The organism is Maribacter antarcticus DSM 21422 (assembly GCF_000621125.1).
GTDB lineage: Bacteria > Bacteroidota > Bacteroidia > Flavobacteriales > Flavobacteriaceae > Maribacter > Maribacter antarcticus.
Window position 1 is genome coordinate 546248 of sequence record NZ_KK211214.1, and the last position, 14033, is coordinate 560280.

Sequence of the window (14033 nt, forward strand, 5' to 3'; positions counted from 1 at the left end):
TGTATTTAATTAACCACTATTGTAATCCTACACTAAATCTTGTTTAAGCATAGTGTCTAATTGTGAAATAGAATCGTACAATACGAATTCTCCATTTTTTATATAGGAAATTAATCCGGTTTCTTCACTTACAACTATGCTCAGTGCATCTGTTTTTTCGGTTATCCCAACAGCAGCTCTATGTCTCAATCCGAAGCGTAAAGGAATATTACGTTCGTTGGATATGGGTAAAATGACCCTTGTAGCAACGATATAATTATCAACGATTACAGCGGCGCCATCGTGTAAGGGACTGTTTTTGTAAAAAATACTTTCGATGATGGGCTGGGTTATTTCTATGTTCATGCGGTCCCCAGAACTTTTTATAAAATCCAAGGAGTTGTTCCGTTCCAATACCAAAATAGCCCCGGTTTTGGAACTAGACATTTTCTCACAGGCGTTTAAGATGGCATCTACGTCAACAGTAGTAGTAATACCCTCTTGTCTCAAAAATTTAAAATGTTTAATAAAGTTACGTTTGTTGGCGAAGTTGGTAGAGCCAATCATTAAAAGGAACTTTCGAATTTCCTGTTGAAAAACAATAATTAAGGCAATAAGGCCTACCTGCATAAAGGCACCTACGATGCTGCTGATCATTTCCATTCCTAAAAGCTCTGTCAACTTCCAAAAGGCCCAAACGATAACAATACCGATAAAAATATTGATAGCTACCGAGCCACGGACTAGTTTGTAAATATAATAGAGGAGTACTGCCACGAGGACAATATCCAAGATATCCGTAATCTTAAAATCGATAAAATTCAAAAAATCCAAGGAATGCAGTTTTTGTAAAATTAACAAAATTTAAGGTATGAAAAGGGAAGTGAGCTTTTAAGATGTAAGTTGCTTATGGAGTCTTACACATTCTACAGCCTCTTTAACGTCGTGCACTCGTAATATATTGGCTCCTTTGGTCAAGGCCACAATATGTAATGCGGTGGTTCCGTTAAGGGCATTTTCCGGTTCGCTATTTAAGAGTTTGTAAATCATAGATTTCCTGCTAATCCCAGCAAGTACAGGTAGGTCAGTAACTTTTAGGGCTTCCAGTTGTTGTAATAGTTGATAGTTCTGTTCCAAGGTTTTTGCAAAACCAAAACCTGGATCAATAATTATATCGTGTATGCCTTTCTCCCTAGCCATAGCAAGTCTTTGCGAAAAAAAAAGCAAGATATCCTGCATAAGGTGCTGGTAAACTGTCTGTTTTTGCATCGTTTTTGGTGTGCCGCGCATATGCATCATAATGTAGGGCACCTGTAAATTAGCTATGGTATCTAATAAGGTTTCATCTCTAAGGCCTGCGGAAATATCATTTACGATTGCCGCTCCGCGTTCAACACACTCTCTTGCAACAGTTCCCCTAAAGGTGTCAATAGACAAGAGTACATCTGGAAAATATTTCAGTACCAGTTCAACGATGGGTATAATTCGCTTTAATTCTAATGCTTCAGAGACTTCATCAGCCCCCGGTTTTGAGCTGTATGCGCCGATGTCTATAAAACTGGCACCTTCTAGCATCATTTTTTCAACCTGTTTTAGCGCATTTTTCTCGTCCTTAAATCTGCCACCATCGAAAAATGAATCTGGTGTAACGTTTAGAATTCCCATTACTCTAGGTAATTTTAAATCAATGAGTTCTCCTTTGCAGTTAATCGTCATGTATATACTGAATTTTAGCTATGGGTGTAACCGAAGTTTAAACCGAGGGTTTTGATAGTTACAAAATTTTAAGCGAAATTTACACAAATTACAAGAAGTACATGCAAACAACAGCGGAACAATACGATGCGGTCATCAAAATTTGTCGCGATTTATATGAAAAGAAAATGTTAGATTATGGCTGTGCATGGCGTATTCTTCGCTTACCGTCGTTAACAGACCAAATTTTCATAAAGGCCCAACGTATTAGAGGGTTGCAAGAAAACGAGGTTCATAAAATTGATGAAGATGAAAAAGCAGAATTTATAGGAATCGTAAATTATTCTATAATGGCCTTGATTCAGTTGGAACTTGGTATGGTAGACCAGCCCGATTTAGAACCTAAAAGAGCCATTGCGCTCTATGAAAAGCATAGTACAGGAACAAAAGAGTTGATGCTAAATAAAAATCATGATTATGGAGAAGCTTGGCGCGATATGCGCGTGAGTTCTTTAACAGATTTAATTCTGCAAAAACTATTAAGGGTAAAGACCATGGAGGATAATAAGGGCAAGACCTTAGTGAGCGAGGGTATTGACGCAAATTATCAAGATATTATCAATTATGCGGTATTCGCTTTGATACATTTGGGGTTAGCAAACAAAATTACATAAGGCTATGAGGTACAGTATAGGATTGGTTAGGGTTTTTGTTGGGTTGCTTTTTATTGTTAGTGGATTTATTAAATTAAATGACCCCGTTGGTTTCTCCTTTAAGCTAGAAGAATATTTTAGTCCTAGCGTTTTAGATTTGTCTATTTTTATTCCGTACGCCTTGGCGATATCTATATTGGTAGTTATTTTAGAAGTAATTCTTGGGGTAATGTTACTTATTGGATACAAGGTGAAATTTACACTCTGGAGCTTATTGGGGATGATTGTTTTCTTTACATTCTTAACCTTTTATTCTGCCTATTTTAACAAAGTAACGGATTGTGGATGTTTCGGGGATGCGATAAAACTAACGCCATGGGAATCTTTCGCGAAGGATATTGTATTATTGGTGCTTATATTAATCTTATTTTTTGGCAGCAAGTATGTCACCCCACTTTTCGCGCCATCAGTTAAAAAGGTTATTATGGCTTTGTCCTTGGTCGCTTGCGCGGTATATGCTTATCATGTGCTAAACCATTTACCAGTTATTGATTTCAGGCCTTACGAAATTGGGAAAAATATTGAGGACGGTATGGGAGTACCAGAAGGTGCACCTAAGGCCATTTACGATTATGCGTGGGAGTTTAAGGTAGACGGTGTGCGAAAGATTATAGTAACCAAGGGTGATTATCCAACTGTTGATGGAGAATTTATTGGTGTAGAAACCACCGAGATTCAAAAGGGCTACGAACCTCCTGTGCATGATTTTACTGTAGAGCAGGATGGAGAGGATTTTGCAGCTTCCTTATTGCAAGAGCCTAAATTGGTCATGGTCGTTGCTTACGATTTGAGAAAATCAAATACAGCGATATTTAATGAAATAAAAAAAGTAACGGACAACGCTTTAATGAATGGTTACAGGGTGATAGGAATGTCGGCCTCTGGAGCTGATCAGACTGATGACTTAGTCTCTGAGTTTAGACTTGATTTCAGCTTTTATTTCACAGACGAAACTACGCTAAAAACTATAGTAAGATCGAATCCTGGAGTGCTAATATTGGATAAAGGAACTATAATACAAAAAGTACATTACAACGATTTGGACGAATTAATATTCGAATAGTTCGATATGGTATAAAACGGAACACAGTTATAAATCACAAAAAAAATAGTAGATGATGAGAAGTAAAATAGTCGCAGGAAACTGGAAAATGAATAAAACATTAGAGCAAACGGAAACACTTTTAGCGGAACTTTCCGCAAAACTTCCAGATACGGATGCCGAGGTAATGGTGTCGCCAACTTATGTTAACCTAACCGGAGCGGTTCGTAGTTTGGAATCTTCCAAGATAGAGGTCATTGCTCAGAATATGCATTTTGCAGAGAGCGGCGCTTACACAGGAGAAATATCAGCCGAGATGCTTTTAAATATAGGTGTGGATACAGCTATAATAGGACATTCAGAGAGAAGGGCTTATTTTGGTGAAACCGATGAAATTTTGGCCAAAAAAGTAGTTGCTGCTTTGGCTAAAGGAATCCGTGTGATGTTCTGTTTTGGCGAGGAATTAGAAGACCGTCAATCCGGAAAGCATTTTAAATTAGTGGAGAGTCAACTTAGAAACGCATTATTTTCTTTAGATGCATCTGCATGGTCAAAAATTATATTGGCTTATGAACCTGTTTGGGCTATAGGAACGGGTGAGACTGCTTCTCCGGAGCAAGCTCAAGAAATGCATGCATTTATTAGAAAGACGATAGGCGAAGCGTACAATACTGCTTTAGCTAATGGTGTATCTATATTGTACGGTGGGAGTGTAAAGCCAGCTAATGCGGAAGAGATTTTTTCTAAACCCGATGTAGATGGCGGACTTATTGGAGGAGCTTCTTTAGTTGCAGACGATTTTGTGGCCATTATAAAAGCTATTTAAGCGTTTATAAATTCAAGGGAGTTATCACTGCTTATTTTACGGCCATATCGAACGTGGTCGAGACGTATTGGAGCCATAGTGCAGCTGTTCTGTACCTTGCTCGAATCTATGTCAGATGATGCAGTTGACCGCAGCATGTTCTTTTTATCTTTTAATTGAACCAAATGAGTAATACAGTTTACGTAGAATACAATTTCACCGTAAATCCACCCCAACCAGCTTCTGATATTCTAATTGCTGAATTGGGAGCTGCGGGTTTTGAAAGTTTTGTGGAAGAAGAACATGGTGTTTTAGCGTACATACAAAAGATTGATTGGAGTGACTCTATTTTGGAAGCTATAGGGATATTCGGTAATCCTAATTTTGAAATATCCTTTGTTCGAAAAGAAATAGAGCAAGAGAACTGGAATGCTACTTGGGAGCAAAATTTTCAACCCATAGTAGTAGATGATATTTGTATGATACGCGCCCCTTTTCACGAAAAGAAGGGCGTTGCCTATGATATTGTGATAGAACCAAAAATGAGTTTTGGAACTGGCCATCACGAAACCACACACATGATGCTTCAGCATCTTTTGGAATTGCAGTTAGATGGTAAGTCCGTATTGGATATGGGAAGTGGCACGGGAGTATTAGCGATTTTGGCGGCCATGCGCGGGGCTAAACCAGTAGATGCTATAGACGTAGATAACTGGTGCTATCTTAATGCAAAAGAAAATGTGGAGCGCAATAGTGTCGATTTTATTAACGTTTATGAGGGCGACGCTAGTCTCCTAGATGCACAACGATACGACGTTATCATTGCGAATATCAACAGAAACATACTCTTGGAAGATATTGGAAAATATGTAGGTTGTTTGAATCCAAATGGGGTTCTGTTGCTAAGTGGATATTACAAAGAGGACTTAGAATTGATTACTCAAAAATGCAGAATCGAAGGGTTAAGGTTAGAAAAAAATATCGAAAAAAATAATTGGGTTGCAGCAAAATACGTATTTTAGTTAATAGTAAAATTATACTGATGAGCACTAAAGAACAAATTTCCGAGGAGCTCCTAATAGAAGAGGAGACCGTAAGACAAAATGAAATCGTTGTTTTTAATGATGATGTGAATACGTTTGACCATGTTATTGAAACATTGATTTCCGTTTGTGATCATACACCCGAACAAGCCGAGCAATGTAGTCTTATCGTACACTACAAAGGAAAGTGCACGGTAAAAACTGGAGAATACAAAGATTTGGAGCCACGTTGTACAGGCCTTTTGAGTGCAGGGTTAAGTGCTGAGATTATTTGAGATACTAATGTTATAAGCTGCCTTAAGGTCGTTTACTTTTACTATATTTAAGCAACAGGATTATTAAGTCATTTATGTTGCGAAAATCAATCCTTCTTCTATTCGTACTTTCTCTTGGCATTTCCGCACAAGAGCTACCTCCTATTCAGAATTTTTCTCCGCTAGATTATAAGGGTGAGAATCAAAACTGGTCCATAACACAAGGAGAGGATAAACATATCTTCATTGCAAATAATCATTCCCTTTTGGAATACGATGGTCTAAGTTGGCGTAGATATAATTCACCCAATAATAGTATCATCAGGTCCGTACATTCCGAACGTAACTTGATTTTGACTGGGCAATACATGGAGTTTGGTTTTTGGCAAAGGAATGGTTTTGGAGAATTGGCTTATACGTCTATTTCTAGCCAATTGGAATTCCCAATGGTGGAGGATGAAGAATTTTGGAATATAGTCACTTTAGGAAATTGGGTTCTTTTTCAATCTTTAGATAGAATATATAGCTACAATATTAAATCTAAGCAGTTTAAGTGGATAGAAGCTAAATCAATAAAGGCGCATATTTTTAAAGTTAATGATGCCGTTTATTACCAAAATCAGAATAAGGACATTTATCGAATTGAGAATGGGGAGCCGATATTTACTATAGATTCAGCTTCCTTGCAGGATAGAAAGGTGGTGGGGATGTATGAAGAGCTAGGCAATCTTGTACTGATTCTTGATAACGCCAAATTTTTACAAGTAGTCGATACTAAACTTATAACTAGAGAAGTTGGGTTGTTAAAACCATTTGGCGATATTGTTGTATACGCTACTAAAAAGTTAAAAGATGGTACGTATATCTTAGGGACTATTTCTGATGGTGCATATCAAATAGATTTCAACGGGGAATTAATACGAACTATTAGTAGAAGAAATGGGCTTAATAATAATACGATTTTATCAGTTTTTGAAGATACTGACGAAAACCTATGGTTAGGGCTTGATAATGGAATTAGTGTTATTAATATGAATTCTCCTTTTAATGAATATAATGACAATAGTGGGCAACTTGGTTCTGTATATACTTCTAAATTTTTTCAGAATAAGTTGTATTTGGGAACAAATCAAGGTTTGTTTGTAAGGAAGTTTGGTTCAAAACAGGGGTTTGAATTAGTAGGAGGTACCGAAGGGCAGGTTTGGAGTTTGGATGCTTTTGATGGTTATTTACTTTGCGGACATAACAATGGAACGTACCTTATAAAGGATGATAATGCAGAATTAATTTCTTCGTTTCCAGGTACATGGGGCATAAAAAGAATTGAAGGGCAATCGAATTTATTTCTTCAAGGTAATTATAATGGTATTTCAATTCTAGAAAAAAAAGGAGGGGATTGGTCCTATAGGAATAAACTTGAGGGTTTTGATATTTCAACCCGTTTTTTTGAAATTATAGGCAACAACAAGGTGCTTGTAAATCATGAAATCAAAGGACTTTATAGTTTATCGATTGATGAAGGTTTCAAGAAAGTGGAGGATATTCAAACGCATTCTCAAATGGGTTATGGTTCTAGTTTGGTGAAGTATAACAATCAAATTATTTATTCAAGTGTCAATGGAGCTTTTGCTAAAGAAAGTGGTAGTCTTAGCTTTAAGCCTGATTCTATTTTAAATCGTCTTCTAATAAACGAAGCTGGTGGTATAACCAGTATAGCACTTCCTGATAAAGGAGCAAATAGGCTTTGGTATTTTACTAAGAATGGCTTGTCCATGATTTCACCAGAAGTTTTTTCTAAAGCTCTATCAATTACTACGATTCCTATTCCATCTTTCTTCCGGGGAAGTTTGGGCGTGGCGGGTTTTGAAAACATCAATAGGATTACAGATGATAAATATTTAATTGGTATTTCTAATGGCCTTGTTACGCTAGACTTGGAAAAAAGGAAAAATTTAAGTTACACCATAGCAATTTCAGCCGTTAAAAGTAATTTAGAACTTAAAGATGGGTTATTGCTGCCACTTTCTGGTGATTCTGAATTAGATTTTGAAGCTAACTCTATATCTTTTTCTTATACAGTGCCCCAATATGAAAAGTATTCTGAGGTATCTTATCAATATCGGCTGCAAGGTTTATTTGAAAACTGGAGTAATTGGGGTTTTGAGCCTACTGCAAGCTTTAATAATATTACGTACGGGGATTATATGTTTGAGGTAAGAGCAAAAGTTGGTAATACTATTACTACGAATACAGCTAACTATGGTTTTAGGGTTAATAGACCTTGGTATCTGTCCTACGCTGCTTTGGTCTTTTATAATCTCACTGTTATTGTGTTTTTTTTAGGACTGCACAGGGTATATAAAAAGTACTATACAGCAAAACAACAAAGGGTGTTAGCAGATGAAAAAAGAAAGTTAAAACGTAAGAAGCTAAAAACCGAAAAGCAATTGGCGCAACTTAAAAATGAAAAACTAAGTGTAGAAATAGAAGGTAAAAATAGGGAGTTGGCAGTTTCGACAATGAGTATCATTAAGAGGAACGAGTTTTTAAACACGATAAAACAGCAGTTAATTAGGGCTGATAATCCAACTCAGATAAAATCGGTCATTAAAACTATAGACCGAAACCTTACCAATGAGGATGATTGGAAGTTTTTTGAAGAAGCTTTCAATAATGCTGATAAAGATTTTCTTAAAAAGATTAAGGAGGCGCATCCAAAACTTACGCCAAACGACCTGCGCCTATGTGCATACTTAAGGTTGAATTTAGCCTCTAAAGAGATTGCACCGTTACTTAATATTTCTGTGCGTAGCGTGGAGGTAAAACGATATCGTTTACGAAAGAAAATGGACCTTCCTCACGAAAGTAGTCTTACAACCTATATTATAGAGCTGTAGATAACTACAACAGTTTCTATAATTACTACAACATTACCCATACAATTGCTTTTTTTGTTTTACATCGGGCCTATTTTTATGGTATCTTAAAAAGTAAATAATACTATTATTTACTGGGTGCATTTAAAGAATTGACAAAAAAATGGCTATTTTTTTACGAATGTATGTTTTTTGTTGCGGTATCTTTTTGGGATTTGTATTACGAAGTGCCTATTTTGCTATCTCAAAAATTACAACAAATGAAGTGCGTCTTTACTATTTTATTATTGGTATGTTTTAATTCTGTTCTTTCAGCTCAAAGCGTAACTATTTCTGGTACTGTTAAAGACCAAACACTTAATGAACCACTTCCAGGTGTTAATGTGTTTGTGAAAAATTCGTCTAATGGTGCCTCCACTGATTTTGATGGAAATTACACGATAAGTAATGTGCAAAAAGGTGATATCCTTGTTTTTTCTTACATCAGCTTTGTGTCAAAGGAAATTATTGTCGGTGATGAAACCAACATTCAGGTGTTGCTACAAGAAGATGTAAGCGCATTGGACGAGGTCATTGTTATAGGGTACGGGTCCCAAAGAAAAAAGGAAGTAACTGGCGCTGTCTCTATAGTAGGTTCGGAAACCATAGAAGCGTTAAATCCTACAAGAGTTGAACAAGCCTTACAAGGTCAAGTAGCGGGAGTAAATATAACTTCCAATTCAGGTTCTCCAGGGGGCGGCTCTAACATTCGTATTAGGGGTATATCTACCAATGGAGATAATAGACCTTTAATTTTAGTGGATGGGAATGTTATTGAAGACCTGAGTGTCTTAAACCCAGGTGATATAGAAAGCATTAATGTTCTTAAGGATGCAACAGCAGGTATTTACGGGGTAAGAGCAGCGAACGGTGTTATTTTGGTAACGACCAAAACTGGCCGAAAAAATTCTGAATTAAAATTCACCTATGATGCTTTTGGTGGTTTCCAAGAAACCTCAAGAAGAATTCCAGTATTAAACGCTACAGAATATGCGTTGATTGCCAATGAAGCATTTGCCGCTGGTGGTCAAGCGAATCCATTTCCAGATGTTTCGCGTTTAGGTTCTGGTACGAACTGGCAAAATGAAGTTTTTCAAAGGGCACCCATTATAAATCAAAACTTAACTATTACAGGCGGTACTGAAAAGTCTACCTTTTCTTTTGGTGCTTCTTTGTTAACTCAAGATGGTATCGTTGGTGGGAATGGCGCGAATTTTACACGGTATACTACCAGATTTAATTTTAATAGTGATTTATTAGATAATTTAAAGTTGACTGCCAACGTACTCTACACGGGGCAGGGTAATAAAAATTTAAATGAAAATGGTATTGGTTCAGTTCTTTTTAATTCCCTGAACAATGCGCCAACTTTTTCTGTTAGAGACCAAAATGGAGCTTTTACCTTATCCGAAGGGCTAGGTAACGAAGTAATTAATCCAATGGCACAATTGGATAACAATTTCAACACGACTAAAACAAATCGTATCAGTGGTAAATTAGGCTTGAATTATAGTTTTTGGGAGAACTTCACAGCAGAGACCAGTGTTCAGTTTAACTACGCAGAGTCAAGTAATCGAACACTTACGCCTACTGCGTTCTTTGGTTCAGGAAAAGTATTTAACAACCCAGGCAGACCTGCATTGTTTGAGAACAAAGACCTATTTAGAGACTTTACTTTCGATAACTTTATCACCTACGACAAACGTTTTGGAGAAGACCATAAGTTGAAAGTATTACTCGGGACGTCAGTTTTAATAAATCAAGGTCAGTTTTCTGGCACCACACAGGGCTTTTTCGGAACTGATGTTGATTTTGCTGAGGCTAATATGGCCGATGCCGAAGAAACAATTAACGGGCAGATTTTAGCAGGGCTCAGTGGAAAATTTGACGAACGTTTATTGTCCTACTTTACACGAGTACAATATGATTATAAAGGTAAATATTTATTTTCTGGCGTTCTTAGACGGGATGGTTCTACCAAGTTTGGGCCAGATAATCGCTTTGGATATTTTCCATCTGCTTCGGTTGGTTGGATAGCTTCCGATGAAAATTTTCTGATGGATAATAAAGTAATTAATTTTTTAAAGTTTAGGGGTAGTTATGGTATCATAGGAAACGACAAAATCCGAGCTAACTCATTTAGAGGTGTATTGGACGGCGAGGGTACGTATGTTTTTAATAATAACTTAAATTTTGGACGGGCTGTTGGCATACTACCCAATTCCGTTATTGCATGGGAGGAACAAATAACTTTGGATATAGGTGTTGATATGCGCCTTTTTGATAACAAGGTAGATATTACTGCAGATTATTTTCAAAAAAGAACAGATGGACTCTTATTACAACCACCAGTGTCAGGAATATTAGGCGCTTCTGCGCCCGGTACACAACCACCATTTATTAACTCAGGTATTGTAGACAACACTGGTTTTGAATTTGCTATTGGCTATAGTACAGACTTTTCAGATGATATGTCTTTCTCTGTTAATTATAATGTTACATTCTTAAACAACGAAGTGCAGAACGTTAACGATGGGGTGGGCTTCTTACAAGGTGGTGCTTTCGGTGTAGGTCAAGATTTCCCATCTAGAATGGAGGCAGGTAAGCCAATAGGATATTTTTTCGGTTTGGAAACCAATGGTCTTTTTCAGAATCAAGGGGAAGTTGATGCCCATGCCGCACAATTAAATGCTGGGCCTGGAGATTTAAGATTCGTAGATCAGAATGGGGACGGGCTTATAGACTCAGATGATAGGATAGACATAGGAAATCCTATTCCGGAGGCTACCATGGGATTCAACATCGCTTTTGACTATAAGAATTTTGATTTTGGAGCCTATACTTTTGCATCCATAGGAAATGACATCGTAAGAAACTATGAGCGTAACCAACCTTTAGTCAACCGTTCGGTATACACGATTGATAGATGGACGGGCGAAGGAACATCTACGGCAGAGCCAAGAGTCACAACGGGAGCTACAGCAAATACGCTGTTTTCAGATTTCTTTGTGGAGGATGGTTCTTTTGTAAGAATACAAAATGCGCAGATAGGCTATACGTTTCCAACAACGGTTATGGATAAGTTTGGGGCAGATAAGTTACGTATATATGTATCTGCCAATAATATTTACACTTTTACCAAATATAGAGGATACGATCCTAGTGCCTCCTCTGGGGATGCCATAGGTGGTGGAATTGATCAAGGATTCTATCCCGTGCCTAGAACCTATTTGTTAGGCGTAAACTTTAAATTTTAAGGTAATGAGCACAAAAGATAATAACACAGGTTTTATGAAAAAATTTCTTTTTGTATTGGTTTCGAGCATCGTTCTTTTGGCTTGTTCGGACGATTTTGTAGATGTAGATTCCTTTGATGAGGATTCTGAAAATTTCTTTAATTCCGAGGAGGAGTATCAAAGCGCTTTATCATCAGCGTATGATTTGCTTCAATCTACCTACTTAAATGTCATGTTGGGAGAGATTGCATCAGACAATACATTGGCCGGTGGTGAGAGTGCTACGGATAGCCCCGGTATTCAAGAGATAGATGATATGGCGCACTTCAATGTAAACCAGCAGTTACGTGATATTTGGGGTTGGATGTACGGTGGTATTTATAGAACGAATTATATTTTGGAGTTTCAAGATAAAATAGATTTTACAGGTAAAGACCTCATATTGGCCGAGGCACGATTTTTAAGGGCGTACTATTATTTTGAATTGGTGAAGTGGTTTGGTGATGTACCATTAACTATAGATAGAAGAATAGATTTCGGTGAACAAAATACTATCGATAGAGCACCAAAGAGTGACGTATATGCTCAAATTGAAGATGATTTGGTTTTAGCTGCTGCTACTTTACCTGTTACTGCGGCTGATGTTGGACGGGCTACCAAGGGGGCTGCCCAAGCCTTGTTGGGAAAGGTATATTTATATCAAGATAAATTTGCAGAAGCAGCACCAATTTTGGAGGAGGTTATCAACTCTAGCACCTATGATTTGCTAATGGATTACAGTACAATGTTTGAGAACGATAACGAGAATAATATAGAATCGGTCTTTGAGGTGCAATACACAGACCAAGAAGGTGCAGGGTTCGACTGCCTGCAATGTAGTGAAGGGAATGTGGCTGTTGGATTTAATGGTATTCGTAATTATTCAGGACCCCTGTTTGAGTCTGGCTTTAGTTTCAATATACCAACCCAAGAAGTATATGATGCTTTTGAAATTAATGACGCAAGACAGGATGTTGCTATTTTGGATATCAATGCTTGGGCTGATGCTAATGCAGATGTAAGTTTTGTTGAAGGTTTTGAACACACAGGATATTATAATAGAAAATATATAGCACGCCAAGGAGATGCTAATATTGGTGATGCCAATTTAACTAATCCTAATAACTATCGTTCTATACGTTTTGCGGATGTTTTGTTAATGGCTTCTGAGGCATTGAACAGGGGTGGAATTAGTGATGATAGAGCTCAAACGTATTTGAATAGGGTACGAAATAGGGCAACCTTAGCAAATGTTAACGCAACAGGAGAGTCTTTAACACAGGCTATTTATCAGGAAAGAAGAGTGGAATTAGTTGGAGAAGGACACCGGTTTTTTGATTTGGTACGTACCGGTAGGGCCGCTCAGGAAATAGATGGTTTTCAAACGGGAAAACATGAAGTATTCCCAATTCCATTGATAGAAATAGAATTAACAGGTAATCGTTGGGCACAAAATCCAGGATATTAAAAACTAAAATTTGTAATGATGAGAATAAGTAAGAAACTATTAGTATTCCTCTTTGTAGCGAGCATTTTTACGGGATGTAAAGATGACGATAATACATCATTCGCTTTACAAGAGATTTCAGCACCCACAAATTTAAGTGCTATTTTTGATATTTCCCAAGATGATACGGGCACTGTAACAATAACACCCACAGCTGTAGGTGCATCTTCTTTTGATGTATTTTATGGAGATGTAGAAGGTGAAACTGCTATTGCGGTTAGTCCAGGAGAAACCGTAAGTAAAGTATACGGCGAAGGTGAGTTTAATTTAAGGATTTTAGCTGTGGGTGCAACTGGTCTTACTAGCGAGTTGGTTCGTGTAGTGACCATTTCATTTACACCACCAACAGATTTAACGGCTGCAATTACTATTTCCGAAACAAATCCTTTTGAGGTTAGTACGACACCTTCTGCCACTAATGCAACGGTATACGATGTGTTTTTTGGACTTGGAGCTGACGAGGTTCCGGTAACGATTATGAGTGGTGAAACTGCTACATATATGTATGCTGAGGCTGGAGATTATGAAGTGCGTATAGTTGCAAGAGGCGCTGGTTCAGCTACTATAGAGATTTCAGAAACTATTACGATAACAGGTAATGCTGCACCGATAGTATTGCCAATAACTTTTGATGATGCTACAGTAAACTATGCGTTTTCTACATTTAATGGTGCAAGCTATGAGGTGGTAGATAATCCTGATGTTTCTGGTATAAATGCAGAAGAATCAAAAGTAGGTGCTGTTACAAATTCTGGAGCACAATTTGAAGGTGGAGCATTTAACCTAGGTACACCTGTAGATTTTG

The 14033-nt window shown here is 37.4% G+C and carries 11 protein-coding genes; 9 read left to right on the forward strand and 2 right to left on the reverse strand.

All coding sequences use genetic code 11. From position 1 onward, the window contains the following. Window positions 1-27 precede the first annotated feature (27 nt). A complete protein-coding gene (gene cdaA, locus Q360_RS0118910; RefSeq protein ID WP_027078479.1) occupies window positions 28-813 on the reverse strand; it encodes a diadenylate cyclase CdaA in 786 nt (261 codons plus the stop codon). 57 nt (window positions 814-870) lie between these two features. Beyond that, window positions 871-1695 carry a dihydropteroate synthase gene (gene folP / locus Q360_RS0118915; protein WP_027078480.1) on the reverse strand — a complete coding sequence of 275 codons (825 nt, stop codon included), beginning with the start codon at window positions 1693-1695 and terminating at the stop codon, window positions 871-873. A 101-nt stretch (window positions 1696-1796) separates the two neighbouring features. Between folP and Q360_RS0118920 the strand changes: the two genes are divergently transcribed. The 9 genes from Q360_RS0118920 to Q360_RS26215 all read left to right on the forward strand — a co-directional run. After that, a complete protein-coding gene (locus tag Q360_RS0118920; RefSeq protein WP_036196312.1) occupies window positions 1797-2348 on the forward strand; it encodes a DUF1599 domain-containing protein in 552 nt (183 codons plus the stop codon). Window positions 2349-2352: 4 nt separating this feature from the next. After that, the gene (locus tag Q360_RS0118925; RefSeq protein ID WP_027078482.1) at window positions 2353-3450 is read left to right on the forward strand and encodes a BT_3928 family protein; all 1098 of its coding nucleotides are present in this window, start codon (window positions 2353-2355) and stop codon (window positions 3448-3450) included. 55 nt (window positions 3451-3505) lie between these two features. Continuing rightward, a complete protein-coding gene (tpiA, locus tag Q360_RS0118930) occupies window positions 3506-4255 on the forward strand; it encodes a triose-phosphate isomerase (protein ID WP_027078483.1) in 750 nt (249 codons plus the stop codon). A 164-nt stretch (window positions 4256-4419) separates the two neighbouring features. Continuing rightward, a complete protein-coding gene (prmA, locus tag Q360_RS0118935; RefSeq protein WP_027078484.1) occupies window positions 4420-5256 on the forward strand; it encodes a 50S ribosomal protein L11 methyltransferase in 837 nt (278 codons plus the stop codon). Window positions 5257-5276: 20 nt separating this feature from the next. After that, window positions 5277-5552 carry an ATP-dependent Clp protease adaptor ClpS gene (locus Q360_RS0118940; protein WP_027078485.1) on the forward strand — a complete coding sequence of 92 codons (276 nt, stop codon included), beginning with the start codon at window positions 5277-5279 and terminating at the stop codon, window positions 5550-5552. A 74-nt stretch (window positions 5553-5626) separates the two neighbouring features. Further along, window positions 5627-8428, forward strand: coding sequence for a helix-turn-helix and ligand-binding sensor domain-containing protein (locus Q360_RS0118945; RefSeq protein ID WP_036196313.1), 2802 nt, complete (start codon window positions 5627-5629; stop codon window positions 8426-8428). Window positions 8429-8667: 239 nt separating this feature from the next. Then, window positions 8668-11703, forward strand: a complete 3036-nt coding sequence (locus Q360_RS0118950) for a SusC/RagA family TonB-linked outer membrane protein (protein WP_027078487.1) — start codon at window positions 8668-8670, stop codon at window positions 11701-11703. 34 nt (window positions 11704-11737) lie between these two features. After that, window positions 11738-13189: a RagB/SusD family nutrient uptake outer membrane protein gene (locus Q360_RS0118955; RefSeq protein ID WP_245603297.1), complete on the forward strand. Its 1452-nt coding sequence runs from the start codon at window positions 11738-11740 to the stop codon at window positions 13187-13189. A 15-nt stretch (window positions 13190-13204) separates the two neighbouring features. Continuing rightward, window positions 13205-14033 (forward strand): hypothetical protein (locus Q360_RS26215; protein WP_211251606.1); only part of this gene is annotated, 829 nt, incomplete at its 3' end.